This is a genomic window from Stenotrophomonas sp. HMSC10F06, assembly GCF_001807865.1.
Taxonomy (GTDB): domain Bacteria; phylum Pseudomonadota; class Gammaproteobacteria; order Xanthomonadales; family Xanthomonadaceae; genus Stenotrophomonas; species Stenotrophomonas bentonitica_A.
This window is the reverse complement of record NZ_KV791305.1, coordinates 21794-44444: the sequence shown is the minus strand read 5'-3', so window position 1 is coordinate 44444 and position 22651 is coordinate 21794. Positions and strand designations below refer to the sequence as shown.

At 67.9% G+C, this 22651-nt stretch carries 22 protein-coding genes; 14 read left to right on the top strand and 8 right to left on the bottom strand.

Annotated features, from left to right (window positions below; all coding sequences use genetic code 11):
• The first annotated feature begins 177 nt into the window (after nucleotides 1-177).
• The 3 genes from HMPREF3113_RS15915 (at nucleotide 178) to HMPREF3113_RS15905 (ending at nucleotide 4835) form a co-directional block, all read left to right on the top strand.
• Complete coding sequence (locus HMPREF3113_RS15915) at nucleotides 178-1383, top strand: efflux RND transporter periplasmic adaptor subunit (protein WP_051010540.1); 1206 nt, start codon at nucleotides 178-180, stop codon at nucleotides 1381-1383.
• A 7-nt stretch (nucleotides 1384-1390) separates the two neighbouring features.
• Nucleotides 1391-4504: an efflux RND transporter permease subunit gene (locus HMPREF3113_RS15910; RefSeq protein WP_019185375.1), complete on the top strand. Its 3114-nt coding sequence runs from the start codon at nucleotides 1391-1393 to the stop codon at nucleotides 4502-4504.
• 112 nt (nucleotides 4505-4616) lie between these two features.
• Nucleotides 4617-4835: a hypothetical protein gene (locus HMPREF3113_RS15905; RefSeq protein WP_235319017.1), complete on the top strand. Its 219-nt coding sequence runs from the start codon at nucleotides 4617-4619 to the stop codon at nucleotides 4833-4835.
• Here HMPREF3113_RS15905 and HMPREF3113_RS15900 read toward each other — a convergent pair.
• Nucleotides 4832-5242 carry a GFA family protein gene (locus HMPREF3113_RS15900; RefSeq protein ID WP_019185377.1) on the bottom strand — a complete coding sequence of 137 codons (411 nt, stop codon included), beginning with the start codon at nucleotides 5240-5242 and terminating at the stop codon, nucleotides 4832-4834. The two genes, HMPREF3113_RS15905 and HMPREF3113_RS15900, sit on opposite strands and share 4 nt — an antisense overlap.
• Before the next feature lie 212 nt (nucleotides 5243-5454).
• Between HMPREF3113_RS15900 and HMPREF3113_RS15895 the strand changes: the two genes are divergently transcribed.
• Together HMPREF3113_RS15895 and HMPREF3113_RS15890 are read left to right on the top strand one after the other, a co-directional pair.
• On the top strand, nucleotides 5455-6432 hold the full coding sequence (locus HMPREF3113_RS15895) for an Lnb N-terminal periplasmic domain-containing protein (RefSeq protein ID WP_019185378.1): 978 nt from the start codon (nucleotides 5455-5457) through the stop codon (nucleotides 6430-6432).
• The gene (locus HMPREF3113_RS15890; protein ID WP_070426768.1) at nucleotides 6429-8378 is read left to right on the top strand and encodes an esterase/lipase family protein; all 1950 of its coding nucleotides are present in this window, start codon (nucleotides 6429-6431) and stop codon (nucleotides 8376-8378) included. Before HMPREF3113_RS15895 ends, HMPREF3113_RS15890 begins: the two co-directional genes overlap by 4 nt.
• Before the next feature lie 20 nt (nucleotides 8379-8398).
• Here HMPREF3113_RS15890 and HMPREF3113_RS15885 read toward each other — a convergent pair whose 3' ends face one another.
• The gene (locus tag HMPREF3113_RS15885) at nucleotides 8399-9772 is read right to left on the bottom strand and encodes an MFS transporter (RefSeq protein ID WP_070473874.1); all 1374 of its coding nucleotides are present in this window, start codon (nucleotides 9770-9772) and stop codon (nucleotides 8399-8401) included.
• A 90-nt stretch (nucleotides 9773-9862) separates the two neighbouring features.
• On the opposite strand from HMPREF3113_RS15885, the gene soxR reads away from it, so the two are divergent.
• Nucleotides 9863-10297 carry a redox-sensitive transcriptional activator SoxR gene (gene soxR / locus HMPREF3113_RS15880; RefSeq protein WP_172838051.1) on the top strand — a complete coding sequence of 145 codons (435 nt, stop codon included), beginning with the start codon at nucleotides 9863-9865 and terminating at the stop codon, nucleotides 10295-10297.
• A gap of 66 nt (nucleotides 10298-10363) precedes the next feature.
• Here soxR and HMPREF3113_RS15875 read toward each other — a convergent pair whose 3' ends face one another.
• The 3 genes from HMPREF3113_RS15875 to HMPREF3113_RS15865 all read right to left on the bottom strand — a co-directional run bounded on the left by HMPREF3113_RS15875 (nucleotide 10364) and on the right by HMPREF3113_RS15865 (nucleotide 12646).
• Entirely contained in the window at nucleotides 10364-10966 is a 603-nt protein-coding gene (locus HMPREF3113_RS15875) for a short chain dehydrogenase (protein ID WP_019185382.1), read from the bottom strand.
• Nucleotides 10967-11116: 150 nt separating this feature from the next.
• The gene (gene proC, locus HMPREF3113_RS15870; protein WP_019185383.1) at nucleotides 11117-11938 is read right to left on the bottom strand and encodes a pyrroline-5-carboxylate reductase; all 822 of its coding nucleotides are present in this window, start codon (nucleotides 11936-11938) and stop codon (nucleotides 11117-11119) included.
• A gap of 27 nt (nucleotides 11939-11965) precedes the next feature.
• Nucleotides 11966-12646, bottom strand: a complete 681-nt coding sequence (locus HMPREF3113_RS15865; RefSeq protein ID WP_070473872.1) for a YggS family pyridoxal phosphate-dependent enzyme — start codon at nucleotides 12644-12646, stop codon at nucleotides 11966-11968.
• A gap of 108 nt (nucleotides 12647-12754) precedes the next feature.
• On the opposite strand from HMPREF3113_RS15865, the gene HMPREF3113_RS15860 reads away from it, so the two are divergent.
• The 4 genes from HMPREF3113_RS15860 (at nucleotide 12755) to HMPREF3113_RS15845 (ending at nucleotide 16922) form a co-directional block, all read left to right on the top strand.
• Nucleotides 12755-13792: a type IV pilus twitching motility protein PilT gene (locus tag HMPREF3113_RS15860; protein ID WP_019185385.1), complete on the top strand. Its 1038-nt coding sequence runs from the start codon at nucleotides 12755-12757 to the stop codon at nucleotides 13790-13792.
• A 51-nt stretch (nucleotides 13793-13843) separates the two neighbouring features.
• Nucleotides 13844-14986: a PilT/PilU family type 4a pilus ATPase gene (locus HMPREF3113_RS15855; protein WP_070473870.1), complete on the top strand. Its 1143-nt coding sequence runs from the start codon at nucleotides 13844-13846 to the stop codon at nucleotides 14984-14986.
• Nucleotides 14987-15097: 111 nt separating this feature from the next.
• Nucleotides 15098-15661 carry a hypothetical protein gene (locus HMPREF3113_RS15850; RefSeq protein WP_070473868.1) on the top strand — a complete coding sequence of 188 codons (564 nt, stop codon included), beginning with the start codon at nucleotides 15098-15100 and terminating at the stop codon, nucleotides 15659-15661.
• A gap of 277 nt (nucleotides 15662-15938) precedes the next feature.
• Nucleotides 15939-16922, top strand: coding sequence for an aldo/keto reductase (locus tag HMPREF3113_RS15845; protein WP_070473866.1), 984 nt, complete (start codon nucleotides 15939-15941; stop codon nucleotides 16920-16922).
• Between the two features lie 103 nt (nucleotides 16923-17025).
• On the opposite strand, the gene HMPREF3113_RS15840 is transcribed toward HMPREF3113_RS15845, so the two are convergent.
• Nucleotides 17026-17847 carry an alpha/beta fold hydrolase gene (locus tag HMPREF3113_RS15840; protein WP_019185389.1) on the bottom strand — a complete coding sequence of 274 codons (822 nt, stop codon included), beginning with the start codon at nucleotides 17845-17847 and terminating at the stop codon, nucleotides 17026-17028.
• Nucleotides 17848-18051: 204 nt separating this feature from the next.
• Between HMPREF3113_RS15840 and HMPREF3113_RS15835 the strand changes: the two genes are divergently transcribed.
• The gene (locus HMPREF3113_RS15835; RefSeq protein ID WP_019185390.1) at nucleotides 18052-18759 is read left to right on the top strand and encodes a YitT family protein; all 708 of its coding nucleotides are present in this window, start codon (nucleotides 18052-18054) and stop codon (nucleotides 18757-18759) included.
• A gap of 6 nt (nucleotides 18760-18765) precedes the next feature.
• On the opposite strand, the gene HMPREF3113_RS15830 is transcribed toward HMPREF3113_RS15835, so the two are convergent.
• Nucleotides 18766-19905, bottom strand: a complete 1140-nt coding sequence (locus tag HMPREF3113_RS15830; RefSeq protein ID WP_037553868.1) for a hypothetical protein — start codon at nucleotides 19903-19905, stop codon at nucleotides 18766-18768.
• The gene (locus HMPREF3113_RS15825) at nucleotides 19902-20438 is read right to left on the bottom strand and encodes a DNA-3-methyladenine glycosylase I (protein WP_070473864.1); all 537 of its coding nucleotides are present in this window, start codon (nucleotides 20436-20438) and stop codon (nucleotides 19902-19904) included. Before HMPREF3113_RS15825 ends, HMPREF3113_RS15830 begins: the two co-directional genes overlap by 4 nt.
• A gap of 110 nt (nucleotides 20439-20548) precedes the next feature.
• Here HMPREF3113_RS15825 and HMPREF3113_RS15820 point away from each other — a divergent pair, with 110 nt between their 5' ends.
• Genes HMPREF3113_RS15820 through HMPREF3113_RS15810 form a run of 3 tightly spaced genes read left to right on the top strand, consistent with a single transcriptional unit; the run spans nucleotide 20549 to nucleotide 22572 of the window.
• Nucleotides 20549-21115 (top strand): YqgE/AlgH family protein, encoded by a 567-nt coding sequence (locus HMPREF3113_RS15820; RefSeq protein WP_019185393.1) that lies wholly within the window; start codon nucleotides 20549-20551, stop codon nucleotides 21113-21115.
• Nucleotides 21108-21605 (top strand): Holliday junction resolvase RuvX, encoded by a 498-nt coding sequence (ruvX, locus tag HMPREF3113_RS15815; protein WP_019185394.1) that lies wholly within the window; start codon nucleotides 21108-21110, stop codon nucleotides 21603-21605. The genes HMPREF3113_RS15820 and ruvX overlap by 8 nt, the downstream gene beginning before the upstream one ends.
• A 16-nt stretch (nucleotides 21606-21621) precedes the next feature.
• Nucleotides 21622-22572, top strand: a complete 951-nt coding sequence (locus HMPREF3113_RS15810) for an aspartate carbamoyltransferase catalytic subunit (protein WP_019185395.1) — start codon at nucleotides 21622-21624, stop codon at nucleotides 22570-22572.
• Nucleotides 22573-22651: the final 79 nt, after the last annotated feature.

Genomic DNA, 22651 nt, shown 5'->3' with positions numbered 1-22651 from the left:
GGGCCACTTTGACGATTGGGACGGGTGCATCGTCGCAACCCCCTGTGGGGACTGCAAATGAAAAATGTTTCATGCGGTTTTCGCCGGATCCTCGCCCGGGTTCTCCTATATTCGCCCCGAGCAGTGGCCCTGCCATCCGGGCCGCCTGCCCCGTTCTCGCCTGGAATCCCGCCCCCCATGACCGACCCGCTCCCGTCCTCCCCGGCTTCTGGCCCGTTGCCCGGCCCCTGGCGTCTGACGCTGCTGGGGTTGGCGGCGGCGTTGGCGCTGGGCGCCTGCAGCAAGCAGACGCCCAAGGCGCCCGGCGCGGCGCCGGAGGTGACGGTACTGACCCTGCAGGCCCAATCGCTGGCGCTGGCCCAGGAGCTTCCCGGTCGGACCGTGGCGTCGCAGGAATCGGAGGTGCGCCCGCAGGTCTCCGGGGTCTTGCAGGCCCGGTTGTTCGAGCAGGGCGAGAGGGTGAAGGCCGGGCAGCCGCTGTTCCAGATCGAACCGGCGCTGTACCAGGCCGCGGTGAACGAAGCGCAGGCCAACGTGCGCACCGCGCAGGCCACTGCGGTGGCGGCACGGCTGCGTGCCCAGCGCATGCAGCAGCTGGGCGCGGGCCAGCTGGCAGCGCAGCAGGATGTGGATGACGCGGTGGCCACCCACCAGCAGGCGGAGGCGGCGGTGCAAGCGGCGCAGGCAGTGCGCGATACCGCACGTACCAACCTGGGCTTCGCCCGGGTGACCGCGCCGATCAGCGGGCGGATCGGCCGCGCGCTGTTCACCCCGGGCGCGCTGGTGACCGATGGCCAGGCCGAGCCGCTGGCGCGGATCCAGCAGGTGGACCCGATGAACGTGGATATCACCCAGTCCAGCAACGAATACCTGGCGCTGCGCCGGGCGATCGCCGCCGGTGGCGTGGAGGCGACCCGCGCGCCGGTGCAGCTCAAGCTCTCCGATGGCACCGCCTACCCGCTGGCCGGCACGCTGGAATTCGCCGACATCGATGTCGATCAGGAAACCGGCAGCATTACCCTGCGTGCGCAGTTCCCGAATCCACAGGGACAGCTGCTGCCCGGCATGTACGTGCGCGCCCAGGTCGGGCAGGGCACGCGCCAGCAGGCCTTGCTGGTACCGCAGGCAGCGGTGGACCGCAGCCCGAAGGGCGAGGCGCTGGCGTGGGTGGTGGGGGCGGATGGCCGCGTGCATCAACGCACCTTCACCACGGCGCGTGCGGTGGGCGACCAGTGGCTGGTGCTCGAGGGCCTGCGTGCCGGTGAGCAGGTCGTGCTCAGTGGCCGCCAGGGGCTGAGCGAAGGCGCCACGGTACGCATCAAGCCCGCCACCGCAGCCGCACCGGCCCCGGCGCCTGCCGCCGCGCCGGCCGGCGAAGGCTGAGCGGCCGATGCTGCCGCGCTTTTTCATCCACCGCCCGGTCTTCGCCTGGGTCCTGGCCATCTGCATCATGGCGCTGGGCACCATCGCGGTGACCCAGCTGCCGGTGGAGCAGTACCCGGACATCGCGCCACCGCAGGTCAACATCACCGCCAACTACACCGGCGCCTCGGCACAGACAGTGGAAGACAGCGTCACCCAGGTGATCGAGCAGCAGATCAAGGGCATCGACCACCTGTTGTATTTCTCTTCCACCAGTTCGTCTTCGGGCCAGGCGCGGATCACGGTCACCTTCGACCAGCGCGCCAACCCGGACATTGCCCAGGTGCAGGTGCAGAACAGCGTCAACCAGGCGATCAACCGGCTGCCGCAGGAAGTGCAGCAGCAGGGCGTGACCGTGGCCAAATCGCAGGGCGATTCGCTGATGGTGGTGTCGCTGTATGACACCCACCGGCGCATGGAACGGGTGGACGTCTCCGATTTCCTGGTCAGCAATGTGCAGGACCCGATCAGCCGCATCCCCGGCGTGGGCGAAATCAACGTGTTCGGCTCGCCCTATGCGATGCGCATCTGGCTGGACCCGCACAAGCTGCGCGCGTTCGATCTGATGCCCTCGGATGTGCGTGCCGCGATCCAGGCGCAGAACACCCAGGTCACCGCCGGTGAACTGGGCGCATTGCCGACCGGGCCGGAGCAGGCGCTCAACGCGACCGTGACCGCACAGTCGCGGTTGCAGACCGCCGAGCAGTTCCGCGCGATCATCCTGCGCACCCTGCCCAGCGGCGCGGCCGTGCACCTGGGCGATGTGGCGCGGGTGGAGATCGGCGCGGAAAACTACCAGACCAGCAGCTTCCTCAACGGCTATCCCGCGGCCGGTTTCTCGGTGACGCTGGCCTCCGGCGCCAACGCGCTGGAAACCGCCGATGCGGTGCGCGCGGAGATCGAGCGCCTGCGTCCCAGCTTCCCGCCGGGGCTGGAAGTGGCCTACCCGCGCGACAGCACGCCCTTCGTGCGGGTCTCCATCGAGGGCGTCATCCACACCCTGATCGAGGCGATCGTGCTGGTCGTGGCGGTGATGTTCCTGTTCCTGCAGAACCTGCGCGCCACCCTGATCCCGGCGATTACCGTACCGGTGGTCCTGCTGGGCACGTTCGGCGTGCTGGCGGTGGCCGGGTTCACCATCAACACCTTGACCCTGTTCGCGATGGTGCTGGCGATCGGCCTGCTGGTGGACGATGCGATCGTGGTGGTGGAGAACGTCGAACGCATCATCCACGAGGAACACCTGCCGCCGCGCGAGGCGACCGAAAAATCGATGGGCGAGATCACCGGTGCGCTGGTCGGCATCACCGTGGTGCTCGGCGCGGTGTTCCTGCCGATGGCCTTGTTCGGCGGTTCCACCGGCATCATCTACCGGCAGTTCTCGATCACGATCGCCTCGGCGATGGCGCTGTCGGCGCTGGTCGCGCTGACGCTGACCCCGGCGCTGTGCGCGACCCTGCTCAAGCCGTCCAGCGCGCAGAAGCCGCCGGGCCGTTTCTTTGCCTGGTTCAACCGCGGCGTGGAGCGCAGCCAGAACGGGTATCGCGGCAAGCTGGGCGGGATCGTGGCGCATCCGCGGCGCTGGATGGCCTTCTATGTGCTGCTGGTGATCGGGGTGGTCGCGTTGTACGCGCGCATGCCGACCGGCTTCCTGCCGGTGGAAGACCAGGGCCAGGTGACGTTCCAGTTCTCCACGCCCGAAGGCACGCCGATGGCGCGCACCGAGGCGCTGGGCGAACAGATCAGCCGCTATTTCATGGAGCATGAAAAAGACAGCCTGGACGTGGTGTTCGTGGTGGTCGGCCGCAACAACGCCGGCACCGGCCAGAACGCCGGGCAGGGGTTCATGGCGCTCAAGCCGTGGTCCGAGCGCGACGCCGAGCACAGCGCCGGGGCCATCATTGCCCGTGCCAACGCGCACTTCCGCAACCTGCCCGATGCGAAGGTCAACGTGCTGGCGCCACCGGCGGTGCGTGGGCTGGGGCAGTCCAGCGGGTTCGAGTTGTGGCTGCAGGACAACAGCGCGGCCGGGCGTCCGGCGCTGCAGGCGGCGCAGGAAAAGGTGGTGCAGGCCGCCAGCGATGACGACCGGCTCACCTCGGTGCGGTTGAATGGCCTTGGCGACAAGGCCGAGCTGCATCTGGACATCGACCAGGCGCAGGCCAGTGCGCTGGGCCTGGCCCAGGCGGACATCAATTCAACGCTGTCTTCTGCGTGGGGCGGCACCTACGTCAACGACTTCCTCGACCGCGGCCGGGTCAAGCGCGTGTACGTGCAGGGCGACCAGCCCTACCGCAGCGTGCCCGATGACATCGGCCAATGGTATGTGCGCGGCAGCAACGGGCAGATGGCCTCGTTCGCCAGTTTCGCCAGCAGCCACTGGTCGCGCGGGCCCCAGCTGCAGCAGCGCTTCAACGGCCTGCCGGCGATGCAGATCCAGGGCAGTGCCGCCGAAGGGCGCAGCTCGGGCGAGGCGATGCAGACGATGCAGTCCCTGGTGGCCGATCAGCCCGGGTTCGCGTTGCAGTGGAGCGGACTGTCCTACCAGGAACAGCTGTCCAGCAACCAGACGTTGTGGCTGTATGCGGCCTCCATCGCCTTCATCTTCCTGTGCCTGGCCGCGCTCTACGAGAGCTGGACCGTGCCGGTGGCGGTGATGCTGGTGATCCCGCTGGGCGTGATCGGCACGGTGATCGCCACCACCGCGGCGGGCTTCGTCAACGACATCTACTTCCAGGTGGGGCTGCTGACCACGATCGGTCTGTCGGCCAAGAACGCGATCCTGATCGTGGAATTCGCCGAGGCCGAGTACCGCGCGGGCAGTTCAGCGGTGGATGCGGCGCTGAAGGGCGCCCGCCTGCGCCTGCGGCCGATCGTGATGACCTCGCTGGCGTTCGTGGCCGGCGTGATCCCGCTGGCCCTGGCCACCGGCGCTGGCGCCGTGAGCCGGCGCGAGATCGGCGTCAGCGTGATCGGCGGGATGCTCTCCGGCACGTTGCTGGCGATCGTGCTGGTGCCGCTGTTCTTCGTGCTGGTGCGGCGGCTGGGCAAGCCCCGCCCGGATAGGGCGGCAGAACACTGAATGGCGGGGCGCCCCGGATCCCGGATTTCATCTTCTTGACCCATTCCGTTCACGGTCTCCATGCCGGCGGGCCATTAGCGTAGATCGTCCCCACACCGCTTGGAGACATGCCATGAATCCCCTGCAGACGGTCGCTCGGACCATGCGAAACGGGTTGGAAGAAGTGGCGGCCCTGCTGGTCGGCCAGCGCGCGGAGTCGCTGCGCCAGGACGATACCGCCGCGCCCGGGGTGGGCATCCCGATGCCGCGCCGGATGCCGCTCAAGCGCCCGCTGCTGCATGGGCGCAAGGGCATGGCCCCGTGGCAGAAGATCGGCCCGGGCCGTCGCTAAACGCGGTTGGCATCGGCGGGGTGGTTGACCCCGTCATTCACCGGCACCTGTCCGATATCGAACGGATTGACGCCGTCCAGGCAGCCGACGTTGTAGCCATATTCATCCGGTGAAGAACGTCGCTGATGGTGCGTGTAGATGCCGCACACGCTGCAGAAGTGGTGGCGGGCGACGTGCGTGTTGAACTGATACAGCCGCAGTTCGTCCTGCCCCTGCACGATCTCCAGATCCGCCAGCTTCGCCGAGGCCACGATCGCGCCGCGGCGCCTGCACATCGAACAATCGCAGCGGCGGGGCGAGACCACGCCGTCCGGCAGGTGCAGGCGCAGCACGACGGCCCCGCAATGGCAGCGCAGCAGATGGTGGCGCTGGATGGGCACCCCCCCGATGGTGGTCAGTCCCTGCATGGGTGGCACGTCCCTGGTAGCCAATGAGTAGCCCCAGTATGCGATCGCGCGGGGCGGCCAGGCCAGGCCCTGACGGCGTCGGGGGTGAACGCCGGGTCGAAGCTGAACAGGCTCGACATGCGGCGAACACAGGGGTTATGGCTAACTAGCGCCCCGGACAGACGACGGATCGATGCGTGAAGAAGGCAGGACGATGGGGGCTGGCGCTGCTGATGCTGCTGGCGGCGCTGTGGATCACCGGTTTGCTGGCCTACCAGCTGCCGGGGCCCGGCTGGTTGCGGTATCTGCTGGTCGGCCTGTGGGCGGTGTTCGCCGTCACCGGTGCGGTTGGCGTCGCGCGCGCGCGCGCCGGGCGCTGGCCGGGCGTGCTGTACGGCGTGGCACTGGTCGCCTCGGGCATCTGGTGGCTGCTGCTCACCCCGCGCCAGGACCGGATCTGGGCCGACGATGTCGCCCAACGCCTGAAGGTGGTCGAGGTGGATGGCCCACGCGTGGTGCTCGACAACGTCCGTGACTTCACCTGGCGCAGCGAGACCGACTACGACGCGCGCTGGGTGCGCCGCGAGTACAACCTGGACCAGCTGCGCTCGGCCGATCTGATCCTGTCCTACTGGATGGGGCCGGCCATCGCGCACACGCTGATCTCCTTCGGTTTCGACGATGGCCGCTACCTGGTGTTCTCGCTGGAGATCCGCAAGGAGCGCGGCGAGTCGTTCTCCGCGCTGGGCGGGTTCTTCCGCAAATTCGAGATGACCCTGGTCGCCTCGGAGGAAACCGACATCGTGCGCACGCGTACCAACGCGCGTGGCGAAGACGTCTATCTGTACCGCCTGCACGGCATGACCCAGGCGCAGCTCAAGGCCCTGTTCGTCTCCTACCTTGGCGAGGCGCGCAAGCTCGACGCCGCGCCGGCGTTCTACAACACGTTGACCAGCAACTGCACCACCATCGTGTACGAACTGGCCAAGCAGATCGCGCCGGGCCTGCCGATGGATTACCGGCTGCTGGCCTCGGGCTACTTCGCCGAGTACGCGCGCGATCTGGGCGTGCTCACGCCGGGCGTACCGTTCGAAACGCTGAAGGCACGCGGCCGGATTACCGACCGTGCGCGGGCGAGCCATGCAGACGATGATTTTTCACAGGTGATCCGCCGGGGCGTCCCGGGGACAGGGCAGGGAAGCGTTCCATGAGTTCCGCATTGAAGCTGTTGCCGCACCGCGCGTTGCCGATACTGGCCGTGGTGCTCTCGCTGCTGCTCTCCAGCGGCTGCGCGATGGTCACCATGAAACAGGTGGCCCCGACCGAATACCTGGCCAACAAGCGCGGCGACGTGCTGACCTCAGGCAAGCTCAGTGCCGCTTCGCAGGAAACGCTGAGCGTGATCGGGATGGACGTGGCGCAGTGCGAAAAGGACGTGGCCACCTGCCAGAAGACGTTGGAAGACACCGACGTGCTGCCCGAGGAACAGCGGCTGTCCGCACAGTCCGAGCTGTGGGTGAAGACCGCGCTGGCGCTGACCCCCAAGCCCAAGGACCGCGAGAAGACGCCGATGTCCGATGCGGCGCTGGATGCATGGCTGGAAGCTGCGCGCTATGCCTACGCCTACCTGTTCTTCAGCGGCCGAACGCCTTCGGACCGCGCCTTCGAGGATCGCCAGACCCAGGTTCGCGATTACTACAACTACGCTGCCGAGCAGACCGCCTCGGTGGTGTTCAAGCGCAGCCGCGAGAGCGCGCTGGAAGGCGAGGACTACAACGCCGCGGTGGCCGGTGAGCGCTGGACGCTGACCTCCGATTTCGATGAGCTGCGCATGCAGAGCATCCCGACCCGGATGGTGTCCGCCTCGGCGGTGAGTTTCGCCGGCCTGCGCAGCACCTATCGCCGCGATGGCTTCGGCGCCGAGCTGGTGGTGATCATGGACCCGCCCAAGCTGGTGGCACCGGCCGATGGCGAGAAAGCGGAGATTCCGCAGTACAGCGAGATGTCGGCGATCAACGCCACCGCCCTGCTGCGCTTCAAGGGCGACAACCTGCAGCAGGTGCTCGATACCACCCAGGTGCTGTTCGACGTGTACTCGCCCGAGTCCACCGAGAGCGTGGACCTGCACGGTGAGAAAGTGCCGCTGGCGGGCAACTTCACCGCGGCCTACGGCTTGTGGCTGGCCCAGTCCGGCTTCGCCACGCAGTCGCTGCGCACTCTGTTCGGCATGAGCGAGGGCATCGGTGCGCCGCACATGTACCTGATGCAGCCGTGGGACCCGAACCGCCGCATCATCTTCATGCTGCACGGCCTGGGCAGCAGCCCGGAAGCCTGGGTGAACGTGGCCAACGAGATCATGGGCGATCCCGAGCTGCGCCGTCATTTCCAGGTCTGGCAGGTCTATTACCCGACCAACGCGCCCATCGCGCTGAACCGCTACGAGATCAACCAGGCCTTCAACAACACCCTCAAGCACTTCGACCCGACCGGCAGCACACCGGCGGCCAAGGACATGGTGTTCATCGGCCACAGCATGGGTGGCGTGCTCGCGCGACTGCTGGTGACCTCCTCCGGCGATGTGCTGTGGAACGACCTGCTGGCCAACTACGACCTCAAGGGCGAGCGCTTGAAGCGGGTGGAAGCCAAGCTCGGCCCCCTGCTGCATTTCACCGCCGAGCCGAACGTGGAGCGGGTGATCTTCATCGCGGCCCCGCACAAGGGCACCGACATCGCGGGCAATCGGCTGGGGCGCCTGATCGGCCGGCTGGTGCGCCTGCCGATCACGATCCTGGGCAAGTTCGAGGATGTGTTCCTGACCCTGCAGGAATCCGAATCGGCCAACAGCACGACCAAGCTGCAGATTCCCAACAGCATCGACAATCTCAAGGCCAGCGATCCGTTCGTGAAGGCCGCTGGCGCGCTGCCGATCACGCCGGGGCTGAAGTACCACTCGATCATCGCCCAGCGCAAACCGGAGGTGCCGTTGCAGCAGTCCGATGATGGCCTGGTGCCGTACTGGAGCGCGCACCTGGATGGCGCCGTGTCGGAGAAGGTCATCATCTCCGGGCACAGCGTGCAGGAGACACCGCAGGCTGTGCTGGAGATCCGCCGCATCCTGCGCGAGGATCTCAAAGAGGTCGGCGACACGCATCCGTAGGATGCGTGGCATCTCCTGCTTCAGATGCGCCGCGCCACCACCACGCTGAGCATGGCCAGCACCAGCATGATCGCGAAGGTGAGCAGGTAGCCCAGCGTCTCCCGGCCCTCCAGGAACAGCGCGAACAGCGAGCCGGAGACGGCCAACGTGGTCGCCACGCCGAGGGCCTCGCTGAGCTGCAGGGCGGAGGTGTTGGCGCCCTGCTGCGCTGGCGGTGACAGCGACAGCGTGAGCACCGACAGGCTGGGATAGATCAGCCCCATGCCCAGCCCGGTCAGTACCCAGCCGGCCATCGCCGTCCACAGCGGCACGCCGGGCTGGATCGCCAGCGAGGTGGCCAGGATGCCTGTGCACATCAACAAGGCACCGGCCTGCAGCAGTTGCCGGCGCGACCAGCCACGCTGCTGGTGGCCCTGCAGCCACGAGCCGGAGAACCAGCCCAGCGCCCCCAGGCTCAGTGCCACGCCAGCGAAGACCGGCGTCAACCCGCGCTCGCGCTGCAGCAGCAGCGGCAGGAACGCTTCGCAGCCGAAGAAGGCCGAGGCCGCGATCCCGCGCAGGGCGATCACGCTGGGCAGGCCGCGGCGCAGGCGCAGCGTGCCGGTCGGCAGCAGCTTCCAGCTGCACAGGGCGAGCAGGGCGAGGGCGGGCGCCAGCAGCGCCACGGCGAGCCATCCCTGCTGCTGGCCGCCGATGTACAGCGCCAGCGCGCCGAAGGCGGCCCCTACCGCCCAGGGCACCACGTTGCGGCTGCTGGTGCCGGTGGCGACCGTGCCCACCTGGCGCAGGGCCGGGCGCAGCAGCAGTGCCGCCGGGATGGCCAGCAGCGGCACGATCAGGAACACCCAGCGCCAGCCCAGATGCTGCACGATCAGGCCGCTGATGCTGGGGCCGACCAGCGAGGGCACCACCCAGCCGGCCGAGAAGGCGGCGAACACGCGCGGCCGCATCGGTTCGGGGAACGAACGTCCGACCAGCACATACAGCGCTACGGAAATCGCGCCGGCCCCCAGGCCCTGCATCAGCCGCCCGAGCACCAGCACCGGCATGTGCTGGGCGAAGCCGGCCACCAGCAGGCCGGCAACGAAGCAGGCCAGGCCCAGCCACAGCGGCCGTGCCGGGCCACGCTGGTCGCTCCAGCGGCCGGACAGCGTCATCCCGATCACGCTGGTGGCCAGGGTGCCGCCGAACGCCAGCGCGTACAGGCGCAGGCCGTCCAGGTCATGGGCAACGGTCGGCATCGCCGCAGCCACTGCCAGCGCTTCGAAGCCATGCAGCGAGACCAGCGCGACCATGCCGATGGTGGTCGCCCTGTAGGCCGGCGACAGGATCGAGGGGATCGGGGCATCCTCCACCGGAGCGGTGGCGGGCGGAGTGGAGGCGTCAGCGGACATGCGGATTCCAGACATCGGGGGGAGGGCCGGGGTTGCAGTGCACTCCGGCGGCGCGCAGGATGCCACCTGAACCAAGGTTGAGGTCAAGCAGTGATCGCGCAGGAACTGAGTGTAGGCGAAGTCGCCAAACGGAGCGGCGTGGCCGTCTCGGCGTTGCATTTCTACGAGCGCAAGGGCCTGATCCGCAGTCTGCGCACCGCCGGCAACCAGCGCCGCTTCGCCCGCGACGTGCTGCGCCGGCTGGCGGTGATCCGGGTCGCCCAGCGGGTCGGGATGCCGCTGGAGGCGGTGGCGACCGCTTTTGCCGCCCTGCCGGAGAACAAAACGCCGACCAAGGCCGAGTGGGCCAGGATGTCGGCGCTGTGGCGCAGTGAGCTGGACCAGCGCATCGAGCAGTTGCTGCTGCTGCGCGACCAGCTCACCGACTGCATCGGCTGTGGCTGCCTGTCGTTGAAGCGTTGCCGCCTTACCAATCCCGGCGACACGCTTGGCGATCAGGGCGACGGCCCGCGCCGCTGGGAGTAGTGCCGGCCAGCGGCCGGCGGGGGCCCCCGCTTGCCACCCGTAGTGCCGGCCGCTGGCCGGCTGCCCTCACCAGACGGTGAACACCTGCCCGCTCTGGATGCCTTCCACGCTGCGCTGGTAGGCCAGCGACGCGCGCTGCGCCGTCACCGGTTCAAAGCCCGGGAAGTAGGCGCCGTAGTCGTCCATCGATTCGGCCAGCACGTTCGGGCTGACTGCATTGATGCGCAGCCCACGCGGCAGCAGCTCGCAGGCTGCGGCGCGCACGAAACCTTCGAGCGCGGCGTTGGCTGCCGTGGCGTTGGCGCCGTCGCGGATCGGCTGGGCGCTGATGATGCCGCTGGTCAGGGTGATCGAGCCGCCGGTGTTGAGGTGATGCTGGGCGGCCAGGCTCAGCCGCACCTGGCCCAGCAGTTTGTCCTGCAGCCCCAGGTTGAAGTCGGCCGGCCGCATCTGCGCCAGCGGACCGAAGTGGACCTGGCCGGTGGTGGCGATCACCGCGTCGACCTTGCCCACCTTCTCGAACAGCGCCTGCACGCTGGCGTCGTCGGTGAGATCCACCTGCACGTCGCCGCCGTGGCGGCCGGCGCGGATCAGTTCGTGGTGCACGCCGAGCGTACTGGCAACCGCCTGGCCCAAGGTGCCGCTGGCACCGACAAGCAGGATCTTCATGTGCATGTCTCCCGTAAACGTAGGGGTAGAGCCACGCCACGCGTGGCTGCTTCTTGTTCCCGCATCGCGGGCCAGCCACCCATGGGGTGGCTCTACCCGGTCAGGGGGCGGACAAGGTAACGCCACGCCATGCGTGGCGACGCTTGGTCCTCAGTCATTCGCCGCCGACAATGCCTGCCCGCGCGTGGTCGCCGCGTCGATCGCGCGCGCCACGATCGCCTCGAAGCCATCGCCTTGGAAACTCTCGATCGCCGCCTGGGTCGTGCCGTTCGGCGAGGTCACCCGGCGACGCAGTTCGGCCGGCGCTTCGCCGGATTCATCCAACATGCGCGAGGCACCGAGCAGGGTCTGCACCACCAGCGTGCGGGCCGCCTCGGCCGGCAGGCCTTGCGCGATCCCAGCCGCCTCCATCGCTTCGGCCAGCAGGAACACGTACGCCGGGCCGCTGCCGGAGACCGCAGTAACGGCATCCATGCGCGCTTCGTCGTCGATCCACACGGTGCGCCCTGCCGTGGCCAGCACGGTATCGGCCTGGGCGCGTTGCGCGGCGCTGACCGTGGCAGTGGCGAACAGGCCGGTGACACCGGCGCCGAGGAGGGCGGGCGTGTTGGGCATCGCACGGACCACGGCGTGGCCGCCGCCCAGCCAACGGTCCAGCTGGCTGCTGGTGATGCCAGCGGCGATGGAGACCACCAGCGGTTGCTTGCCGTGGGCGACGGCGGTGAGCGAGGCGCAGACATCGCGCAGCACCTGCGGCTTGACCGCCAGCACCCACACGGTGCCCTGCGCGGCAGCTTCGGTCGCGCTGGCGTAGGTCCTGACGCCGAATTCGGCCGTGAGCGCGTCACGCAGCTCGGTCACCGGCTCGGCGACATGGATGCTGGCCGGGGCCACGCCCTGGCGGACCAGGCCGGCGATCAGGCTGCGGGCCATGTTGCCGCCGCCGATGAAGGTGATGGGGGACGTGCTCATGAACTCTCCTTGGAACGGGCGGGGCGCTCAGGCCGGTCGCGGGCGTGCACCGAACAGCGCGGTGCCGACGCGGACCAGGGTGGCGCCATGGGCGATGGCCTCAGGGTAATCGCTGCTCATGCCCATCGACAGCGTATCCACCTGCGGGTGCGCTGCCGCCAGCTTGGCAAACAACGTGGCCATGCGGGTGAAAGCGGCCTGCCGGCGTTCAGCGTCAGGCCACGGGGCCGGGATCGCCATCAGCCCGCGCAGGCGCAACTGCGGCGCGGCAGCGATGGCGGTGGCGAGGGCATCGATGTCCTCCGGCGCGCAGCCGTGCTTGCTGTCTTCGTCGTCGATGTTGACCTGGATCAGCACGTTCAGCGGCGGCTGGCCGGCCGGGCGATGCGCGGCCAATGCGGTGACCAGCTTGAGGCGGTCCACGCTCTGCACCCAGTCGAAATGGCGGGCGACGAGTTCGGCCTTGTTCGACTGAAGGTGACCGATCAGGTGCCACTCCAGGCCCAGCGATGCCAGTGCCTCGATCTTGGCGACCGCCTCCTGCACGTAGTTCTCGCCGAAAGCGCGCTGGCCCTGCGCGGCCAGGGCCTGCACGGCCTCGGCCGGCTGGGTCTTGGAGACCGCCAGCAGGACCGGATCTGGCCGCCGGGCGGCCGCGGCCGCGTTGTGCAGGTTCGTCAGGAGGGTGGGCAGAGGCTGGGGGGTCACGGCGGGTCCGGTGGATCAGGGGCTGGCGCGTATTGTGCACATCTCGCTCTATACTGCCGCCCGGGGAAAGAACCTTCCAGTCGCAGCAGTCATGGGGAGTAGCAGCGCATGGATATCGCCGAACTGTTGGCGTTTTCCGTAAAGAACAAAGCGTCGGATCTTCATCTGTCGGCCGGCCTGCCGCCGATGATCCGCGTTGACGGCGATGTCCGTCGCATCAATATTCCGGCCCTGGACCACAAGCAGGTCCACGCGCTGGTGTACGACATCATGTCGGACAAGCAGCGTCGCGATTACGAAGAGTTCCTCGAGGTCGATTTCTCGTTCGAGATTCCCTCGCTGGCGCGCTTCCGTGTCAACGCTTTCAACCAGAACCGCGGTGCGGGTGCGGTGTTCCGTACCATTCCCTCCGAGGTGCTCACCCTGGAAGACCTGGCCTGCCCGCCGATCTTCCGCGAGCTGATCGATCAGCCGCAGGGGCTGATCCTGGTCACCGGCCCGACCGGTTCAGGCAAGTCGACCACGCTGGCGGCGATGATCGACCACATCAACAAGAACGAATACGGCCACATCCTCACCGTCGAGGATCCGATCGAATTCGTGCACACCTCGCAGAAGTGCCTGATCAACCAGCGCGAAGTGCATCGCGATACGCACGGCTTCAATGAAGCGCTGCGCTCGGCACTGCGTGAGGATCCGGACATCATCCTGGTCGGCGAACTGCGCGATCTGGAAACCATCCGCCTGGCGCTGACCGCCGCGGAAACGGGCCACCTGGTATTCGGCACGCTGCACACCAGCTCGGCCGCCAAGACCATCGACCGCATCATCGACGTGTTCCCCGCCGGCGAAAAGCCGATGGTGCGCTCGATGCTGTCCGAGTCGCTGCGCGCGGTGATCTCCCAGGCCCTGCTGAAGAAGGTCGGTGGTGGGCGTACGGCTGCGTGGGAAATCATGGTCGGCACGCCGGCCATCCGCAACCTGATCCGCGAAGACAAGGTCGCGCAGATGTACTCGGCGATCCAGACCGGCCAGCAGATGGGCATGATGACCCTGGACCAGCACCTGCAGGACCTGGTCAAGCGCAGCCTGATCACCCGCAACCAGGCACGCGAGTACGCCAAGGACAAGCGGATTTTCGAATAGTGGTAGTGCCGGCCGCTGGCCGGCTCCTGAAAACCTCCGGAGTACACCGCGATGAGCACCACCACCACCACCATCGACTTCACCTCGTTCCTCAAGCTGATGGCGCACCAGAAGGCCTCGGACCTGTTCATCACCGCGGGCATGCCGCCGGCGATCAAGGTCAACGGCAAGATCTCGCCGATCACCCAGACACCGCTGACGCCGCAGCAGAGCCGCGACCTGGTGTTGAACGTGATGACGCCGGCGCAGCGCGAAGAGTTCGAAAAGACCCACGAATGCAACTTCGCCATCGGCCTGTCCGGTGTCGGCCGCTTCCGCGTGAGCTGCTTCTACCAGCGCAACCAGGTCGGCATGGTGCTGCGCCGGATCGAAACGCGCATTCCCACCGTGGAAGAGCTGAGCCTGCCGCCGATCGTCAAGACGCTGGCGATGACCAAGCGCGGCATCATCCTGTTCGTCGGCGCGACCGGTACCGGTAAATCGACCTCGCTGGCGGCGATGATCGGCTACCGCAACCACAACTCGACCGGCCATATCATCACCATCGAAGACCCGATCGAATTCGTGCACAAGCACGAAGGCTGCATCATCACCCAGCGCGAAGTCGGCATCGATACCGACAGCTGGGAGGCGGCGCTGAAGAACACCCTGCGCCAGGCCCCGGACGTGATCATGATCGGCGAGGTGCGTACCCGCGAGGGCATGGACCACGCCATCGCCTTTGCTGAAACCGGCCACCTGGTGCTGTGTACGCTGCACGCCAACAACGCCAACCAGGCGATGGACCGCATCATCAACTTCTTCCCGGAAGATCGTCGCAACCAGCTGCTGATGGATCTCTCGCTGAACCTCAAGGGCGTGGTCGCCCAGCAGCTGATCCCCTCGCCGGACGGCAAGACGCGCAAGGTCGCGATGGAAATCATGCTGGGTACGCCGCTGGTGCAGGATTACATCCGCGACGGTGAGATCCACAAGCTCAAGGAAGTGATGAAGGACTCGGTCCAGCTGGGCATGCGCACCTTCGACCAGAGCCTGTTCGAGCTGTACCAGGCCGGCGAGATCAGCTACGAAGACGCCCTGCGCTACGCCGATTCGCAGAATGAAGTGCGCCTGCGCATCAAGCTCTCGCAGGGCGGCGACGCACGCACGCTGTCGCAGGGGCTGGACGGGGTGGAGATCTCCGAGATCCGCTGAGCGGGGGCTGTAAAAGCCGGCGCGGCTCTGCGATAGTCGCGCCGTCGCGGGCCACCGCGATGCAGGGGGCGCCGGCACCTCGCCGGTATCAACGTATCAGGTGATGGGCATATGGACATGCACGATCCGTACCGCGCGCCGGCGGCGTCTTCCGCACTGCCGGCGGCGACTTTCGCCACCAACGGCGTCGCAACGTACTACGCACCACCCACGCTGAAGATCGCGGCGTTGTCGCTGACCACGCTGGGTCTCTATCCGGTGTACTGGTTCTGGCGCAACTGGCGCGCGATCAAGCGCGAAACCGGAGGAGATCAGTGGCCGTGGGCGCGCGCGTGGTTCTCGCCGCTCTGGTCGTTCCTGTGCTTCAGCGACCTGCGCGATGTGGCCGCCAATCGCCGCCGCACGCTGGCGATCGCGCCGGGCCTGCTGGGCGTGGCCTACTTCCTGCTGTATGTGGCCAGCCGACTGCCCGATCCCATGTGGCTGGTCGCGCTGTTCACCTTCGTCCCGCTGTTGCCGGTCAACAGCCTCCTGCGGCGCTACCATCGTGACGAAGGCATGGACACGCGGGCGCTGGACCGCTTCGGGGTGTGGCACATCCTTGGGGTGGTCGTGGGCGGTCTCTTCCTGCTGCTCACGGTGATTGGCACCCTGCGCGGCGATGGCGTTTCCTGAGGGCTGGATAATGGTGGCAGTGCGCAACTGATCCTGATCGACGACGAGCACGTGCAGCTGAAGACCTTGGATCCAACAGCTGCAGCAGCGCCGATGCATCACGATCAAGGCTGAAAAGGTCACCTGCACGCTACCGGGATGATGCGTATCTGCCTCGTGCATTGATTGATTAGCCACGCTCATGACCGACAGCACTCCACACCCTCCAATCCCGGCAGCCGGCAGGGCTATGGTGGCACTCCCCCATGACGCCGGTCCCACCGGCAGGAGTACCACCATGCAGACACGTGAACTGGGCCGCAGCGGCCTGCGGGTTTCGCCCCTCGGGCTGGGCTGCATGGGGCTGAGCTACGGCTATGGCCCGGCCACCGACCGTACCGAGGCGATCGCCTTGCTGCGCGCGGCGGTCGAGCAGGGGGTGACCTTCTTTGATACCGCCGAAGCCTATGGGCCGTTCCTCAACGAGGAACTGCTGGGCGAAGCGCTGGCGCCGTTCCGTGACCAGCTGGTGATCGCCACCAAGTTCGGCTTCAAGGATGGCCACGCCGACGCCGGCCTGGACAGCCGCCCCGAGCGCATCCGCGCGGTGGCCGAGGCCAGCCTGTCGCGTTTGAAGACCGACCGCATCGACCTGTTCTACCAGCACCGGGTCGACCCGAATGTGCCGATCGAGGACGTGGCCGGTACGGTCAAGGACCTGATCGCCGAGGGCAAGGTGAAGCACTTCGGATTGTCCGAGGCCGGCGTCGATGCCATCCGCCGGGCGCACGCCGTGCAGCCGGTGGCGGCGCTGCAGAGCGAATACTCCCTGTGGTGGCGCGAGCCGGAACAGGCCGTGCTGCCGGTGCTGGAAGAACTGGGGATCGGCTTCGTGCCGTTCAGCCCGCTCGGCAAGGGCTTCCTGACCGGTGCGATCAACGTAGGCACGCAGTTCGCGGCCGATGACTTCCGCAACAGCGTGCCGCGGTTTGCGGCCGAAGCCCGCCAGGCCAATCAGGTGCTGGTGGACCGCATCAGCGCGATAGCCGCCGACAAGCGGGCCACGCCGGCCCAGATCGCCTTGGCCTGGCTGCTGGCGCGCAAACCGTGGATCGTGCCGATTCCCGGCACGACCAAGCTGCATCGCCTGACCGAGAATCTGGGCGCGGCTGCGGTGGTGCTGAGTGAGGCCGACCTGCAGCAGATCGGTGCGGCGCTGGACAGCATCGCCATCGTCGGGGATCGCTACAACGCCGAGCGGCAGAAGCTGGTCGCGCGCTGAGCGGGGCGCTGGGCGCACGACACCGGCCAACGCAGCCAGGATCGGCTCGCGCGATACCGTCCCACACATTCGGGTAGGTGCCGACCGTTGGTCGGCACACACCTCACCCGCGAATGAACGCCAACAGATCCGAGTTGATCACGTCCGCATGGGTGGTGCACATGCCATGTGGGTACCCTTTGTAGACCTTCAGCGTGCCGTGCCTGAGCAGCTTGATGGCCAGCTCCGCCGAATCGGCGATCGGCACGATCTGATCGTCATCGCCGTGCATCACCAGCACCGGCACGTCGATCTTTTTCAGGTCGTCGGTGAAGTCGGTTTCCGAGAAGGCCTTGATGCAGTCGTAGTGCGCGTTGATCGCGCCCATCATCCCCTGCCGCCACCAGTTGTCGACGATGCCCTGCTGTGGCGGCGTGCCCTCGCGGTTGAACCCGTAGAACGGAATCGGCACGTCGCGGTAGAACGCCGCACGACCCGCGACCAGTGCCTGCCGGAAGCCGTCGAAGACCTCCTTCGGCGTGCCGCCGGGGTTGGCCTCGCTCTTGACCATGATCGGTGGCACCGCACCGATCAGCACCGCCTTGGCCACGCGCCCGGGCTTAGCCTGCGCGACGTAGTGCGCGACTTCGCCACCGCCGGTGGAATGCCCGATGTGGATCGCATCGCGCAGGTCCAGGTGATCGGCCAGCGCATTGACGTCGGCAGCGTAGGTGTCCATCTCATGCCCCCCGCTGGTCTGCGAGGAGCGGCCATGGCCGCGGCGGTCGTGCGCGATCACGCGATAGCCCTGCAGCAGGAAGAACTGCAGCTGGCTATCCCAGTCATCGGCGCTGAGCGGCCAGCCGTGATGGAACACGAGGGGCTGACCCTTGCCCCAATCCTTGTAGAAGATCTCGGTGTTGTCGGCGGTGGTGACGTAGGGCATGGCACGGAACTCCTGAGGGAGGGGAGGGCACAGCGGGGTACCCGCACATGCTGCGGCTGGGGGGTGTTCAGCGGGGATGAACGGCGGATGTCGGTCCGGGGTCGGTGGCCCGGCACCTCCGCCGGCGGCGGCTGAATCAATTTCACCAGCAACTGTCACGCCGATCGTGTCTAATACCGCTCCCCACGCCACACCCCCACCCCCATGTCCCTTGAATCCCATGGCCCCGCGCCGTGCGACGACGCTGACGGCCACCTGGTCACCGCAGGCCCGCTGACCCCGCCCCCCGACAGCGCCGGCACCGTGGCCGACGAGAAAGCCCTGCGCCATTCCGTGGCCGAGGACGTGCAGGGCATGATCCTGGCCACGCTGGTGGCGTCGCTGGGCCTGGCCATCTTCGCCAAGGGCGGGCTGATGATCGGCGGCATGGCCGGGCTGGCCTTCCTGGCCCACTACGCCTTCGGCTGGAACTTCGGCCTGGTGTTCGTGCTGGTCAACCTCCCTTTCTATTGGGTGGCCGTGCGGCGCATGGGCTGGGAATTCACCCTGAAGACCTTCGCGGCGGTAACCGCCTGCGGCGTGCTGACCGACCTGCTGCCGCGCTGGGCCGACTTCGCCCACATGAGCTCGCTGTACTCGGCGATCGTCGGCGGCGCGCTGGCTGGCCTGGGCATCCTGTTCTACATCCGCCACCGGGCCAGCCTGGGGGGCATCGGCATCCTGGCGGTGTACCTGCAGCGCACGCGGGGCTGGAGCGCCGGCAAGGTGCAGATGTCGTTCGACACGCTGCTGATGTGCGTGGCGTTCTCGGTACTGTCCCCCTCCAAGGTGATGTACTCGGCGATCGGTGCGGTAGTGCTCAGCCTGGTGCTGATGTTCAACCACCGCCCGGGCCGCTACATGGGCGTCTGACGCCGGTTACTCACCCTGCGGCGGCACCGGCACGACGGTCACGCCGGAGACCCAGCGGCGGCTGCGCAGGTCCAGCGTCGCCGCCTGCTGGCCCGGGCCGCGGTACAGCCACAGCTGGCAGCACAGCGCGTGGTCGCCGGCATAGCTGCTGCGCAGGGCGATGAGCGAAGCGCTGTAGCACTGGCCTCCCGAGCGGATCACGGTGTCGGCGGCGGTATCGAAGGTATAGCTGCCGGCGCCGCGCCAGGGCCACGCGCCGGTCTGGTCCGGGTCGGTCCCGGCCGGCATCGGGCAGCGCCCCTGCTCATCGCCGACGTGTGCGACGCCGTCACCATCGATGGTCAGGCCAGCCAACAGCTGGTCGATGTGCGTGAGCAGGCGCCGGTCCGCTGCGATCGCCGCGGCATCGGCATCCAGCGGTTCGCCATCGACATGCATCACCGGGTCGGCCAGCCAGTGCTCGCGGCCGTAGCGCACCTGCAACTGCACCGCCGGGCTGCGCTCGCGCGGGTCAACCGACAGCGGCCGGTTCAGCAGCAGGGTGTCGCCGTAGTAGTCGCCATCGCGGTAGGCGATGTAGCTGACCCCATCGATGCGCAGCCAGTACAGGGCCTGGTCGCTGCCGCGCCCGCTGATGCCGTACTGCCCCTGTGCCCAGGGGCGCTGCGGGTCGAGACTGTCGGGTACCACGAAGCCGCGCTGCGGATCGCGCCGCAGCATCTCCACCTGCGTATACAGGCCGGTGCCGCCGCTGTAGGCGCTCTGCACCAGGTCGCGCTTGCCGTCCCCATCCAGATCGAGCAGGGAGAGCGACAGCTCGCCCATCTCCACCGGTACGATGTGCCGGGCGTCGGTCTCGCGCAGATAGCGGGTCACCGCCGCCCAATCGGCCGGGGTGACAGTGGGTGGGCGCACCAGCGCGGGTAGCGGGGCATCGCTATCGCCGGCCACCGGAATCTGCAGGTCGATGCCGGTTTCGTCGCGGTAGCGGGCCAGCACCGTATCGATCGGGGCCGGGTCGTCGGCCGCCACGGCGGCGATCTCCGCGCGAAGGCGCTCCAGCACGTTGTCCAGGTCGCTTGCGGCCGCCAGCGGGGGCAGGCTCAGGGCAGCGAGCAGCACAGCCCGCACGACGGGGTGGGTCACTTCTGGCGCCAGGCCGGCTTGAGCGTGTCGATGCGCTTGAACACCGGGCAGTCCGGGCTGTGCGCGCCAGGGAGGTAGCCCAGGCTCATCAGGAACTCGCCGGTGATCTCCCCGCCGGTGAAGCGGAACGTCTTCTTGAACAGCTTCACCCACGCCGCCTTGTCCAGCGGATGGTGGGCATCCAGCCAGCCGGCGAAGCTGCCGTGGCTGGCCCGCAGCTGCTGGATCACCTGGGCATTGTGGACTGCCGCGTGCACCTTGAGCCGGTTGCGGATGATCCGGGCATCGTTGAGCAGGCGCTCGATATCGCGCTGGCCATAGGCGGCCACGGTGTCCACGTCGAAGCCGTCATAAGCGGCGCGGAAGCCCTCGCGCTTCTTCAGGATGGTCTCCCAGCTCAGGCCGGCCTGGTTGATCTCCAGGATCAGGCGCTCGAACAGCTCGCGCTCTTCGCGCTGCGGGAAGCCGTACTCGTGGTCATGGTAGTGGCCGTGGACCGGATGGCCGGGGGCGATGAGGCAATAACCGGACACGTGCAGCTCCTTGCGATGGCGGATCAGGCGCGCGGGCCGGGGGCACGCGCGCAGGCCTGCATTATGTCAGCGCGAAAGCGCACATCACGGCCAGCGGCTAGAATGGGGCCATGTCTGAACTGTCCACTTCGCTTGCCCACCACCTGCTGGTCGCGCTGCCGTCGCTGACCGACCCCACCTTTGCCCGTACCGTGGCGCTGATCTGCCAGCACGACGAGAACGGCGCGATGGGCGTGCTGGTCAACCAGCCCTCCGAGTACACCCTCGGCGAGGTGCTGGCCCAGATGGAGATCACGACCACCAGTGACACCCTGCGCGGCCAGGTCGTGCTCAACGGCGGCCCGGTGCACCCGGAGCGTGGCTTCGTGATCCACGATGATGCGCGCAGCTGGGATTCCAGCCTGGCCGTGGGCGAGGGCGTCTTCCTCACCACCTCGCGCGACATCCTCGAAGCCATGGCGCGCGGCGAAGGCCCGCGCAATGCGCTGGTCACCCTGGGCTGTGCCGGCTGGAGCGAAGGGCAGCTGGAAACGGAAATCGCCGAAAACAGCTGGCTGGCCGTGCCGGCCGATGCCGAACTGCTGTTCAGCACGCCGCTGGACGAGCGCTGGCAGGGCGCGGCCGCGCGCATCGGCGTGGACCTGTTCCGCCTCACCGATTACAGCGGCCATGTCTGAGCCGGCCACGCCTGCGCCCGCCGCGGCCGCACCGCCGACGATCCGTCGTGATGGCACGGTGCTCGGTTTCGATGTCGGCTCGCGCCGGATCGGCGTGGCCATCGGCAGCTCGTTCGGCACCCATGCGCGTGCGATCGCGGTGGTCGATGTACATGGCAACGGGCCGGACTGGACCGCCGTGGAGCGCCTGATCAAAGAGTGGCGGCCGGATGGCCTGGTGGTGGGCGATCCGCTCACCCTGGATGGCCAGGACCAGCCCAACCGCAAGCGCGCGCAGGGCTTTGCCCGCCAGCTGCGGGAACGTTTCAAACTGCCGGTGGTGCTGGTCGACGAGCGCTCCAGCTCGGTCGAGGCCGCGCGCCGGTTCGCGGTCGAGCGCGCCGAAGGCCGCAAACGCCGCCGCGACGCCGCCGCCCTGGATGCAGTGGCTGCGGCGGTGATCATCGAACGCTGGCTTTCCTGCCCGGATGACGCCACCCCCGTTTCCTGACCCTCAGACCCTGCCCATGACCGCCTCGCAACTCGATTCCGATGGACGCCTGCGCCACCTGCTGACCCTGGAAGGTCTGCCCCGCGAAACCCTGCTGCAGCTGCTCGACCGCGCCGGCCAGATCCGCGATGCGGCCGTCGGGCGGGTGGGCAACAAGCGCCACGTGCTCGGCGGCTCGGCGGTCTGCACGCTGTTCTTCGAACCCTCCACGCGCACCCGCAGCTCGTTCCAGCTGGCCGCGCAGCGGCTGGGCGCGGACGTGCTGAACTTCGATGCCTCCACCTCGTCCACCCGCAAGGGCGAGACCGCCTGCGACACGCTCAAGAACCTGGAAGCGATGGGCGTGCGCGGCTTCGTGGTGCGTCATCCCGATGATGGTGCGGTGGCGGCGCTGGCTGCCGCAGCGGGCGAGGGCACGGCCCTGGTCAACGCCGGTGACGGCCGCAGCTCGCACCCGACCCAGGGCCTGCTGGACATGCTGACCCTGCGCCAGGCCAAGGGCAGCGATTTCTCGAAAATGAAGGTCATCATCGTGGGTGATGTGAAGCACTCGCGCGTGGCCCGCACCGACCTCCATGCCCTGCGCACGCTGGGCGTCGGCGAGATCCGCGTATGCGGCCCGCAGTCGCTGCTGCCGGACGATGACACCCTGAAGGGCTGCATCGTCGGCGACGATTTCGACGCGATGCTGGAAGGCGCCGATGCGCTGATGATGCTGCGCCTGCAGCGCGAGCGCATGGAAGAAGGCCTGGTGCCCTCGCTGGAGCAGTATCACGCGCAGTACGGCCTGGATGCGACGCGCCTCAAGCGCGCCGGCACCGATGCCGCCGTGTTGCACCCGGGCCCGATCAACCGCGGCGTGGAGGTCACCGACGAGGTGGCCGATGGTCCCCAGTCGTGGGTGCTGCGCCAGGTCGCCAACGGCGTGGCCGTGCGCATGGCGGTGCTGGAAACGTTGCTGGGGTGAGCGTCCGTTTAACACGGTAGGCATCGACCGTTGGTCGATGCATGACCGGTAGTGCCGGCCGCTGGCTGGCTCCCGATGT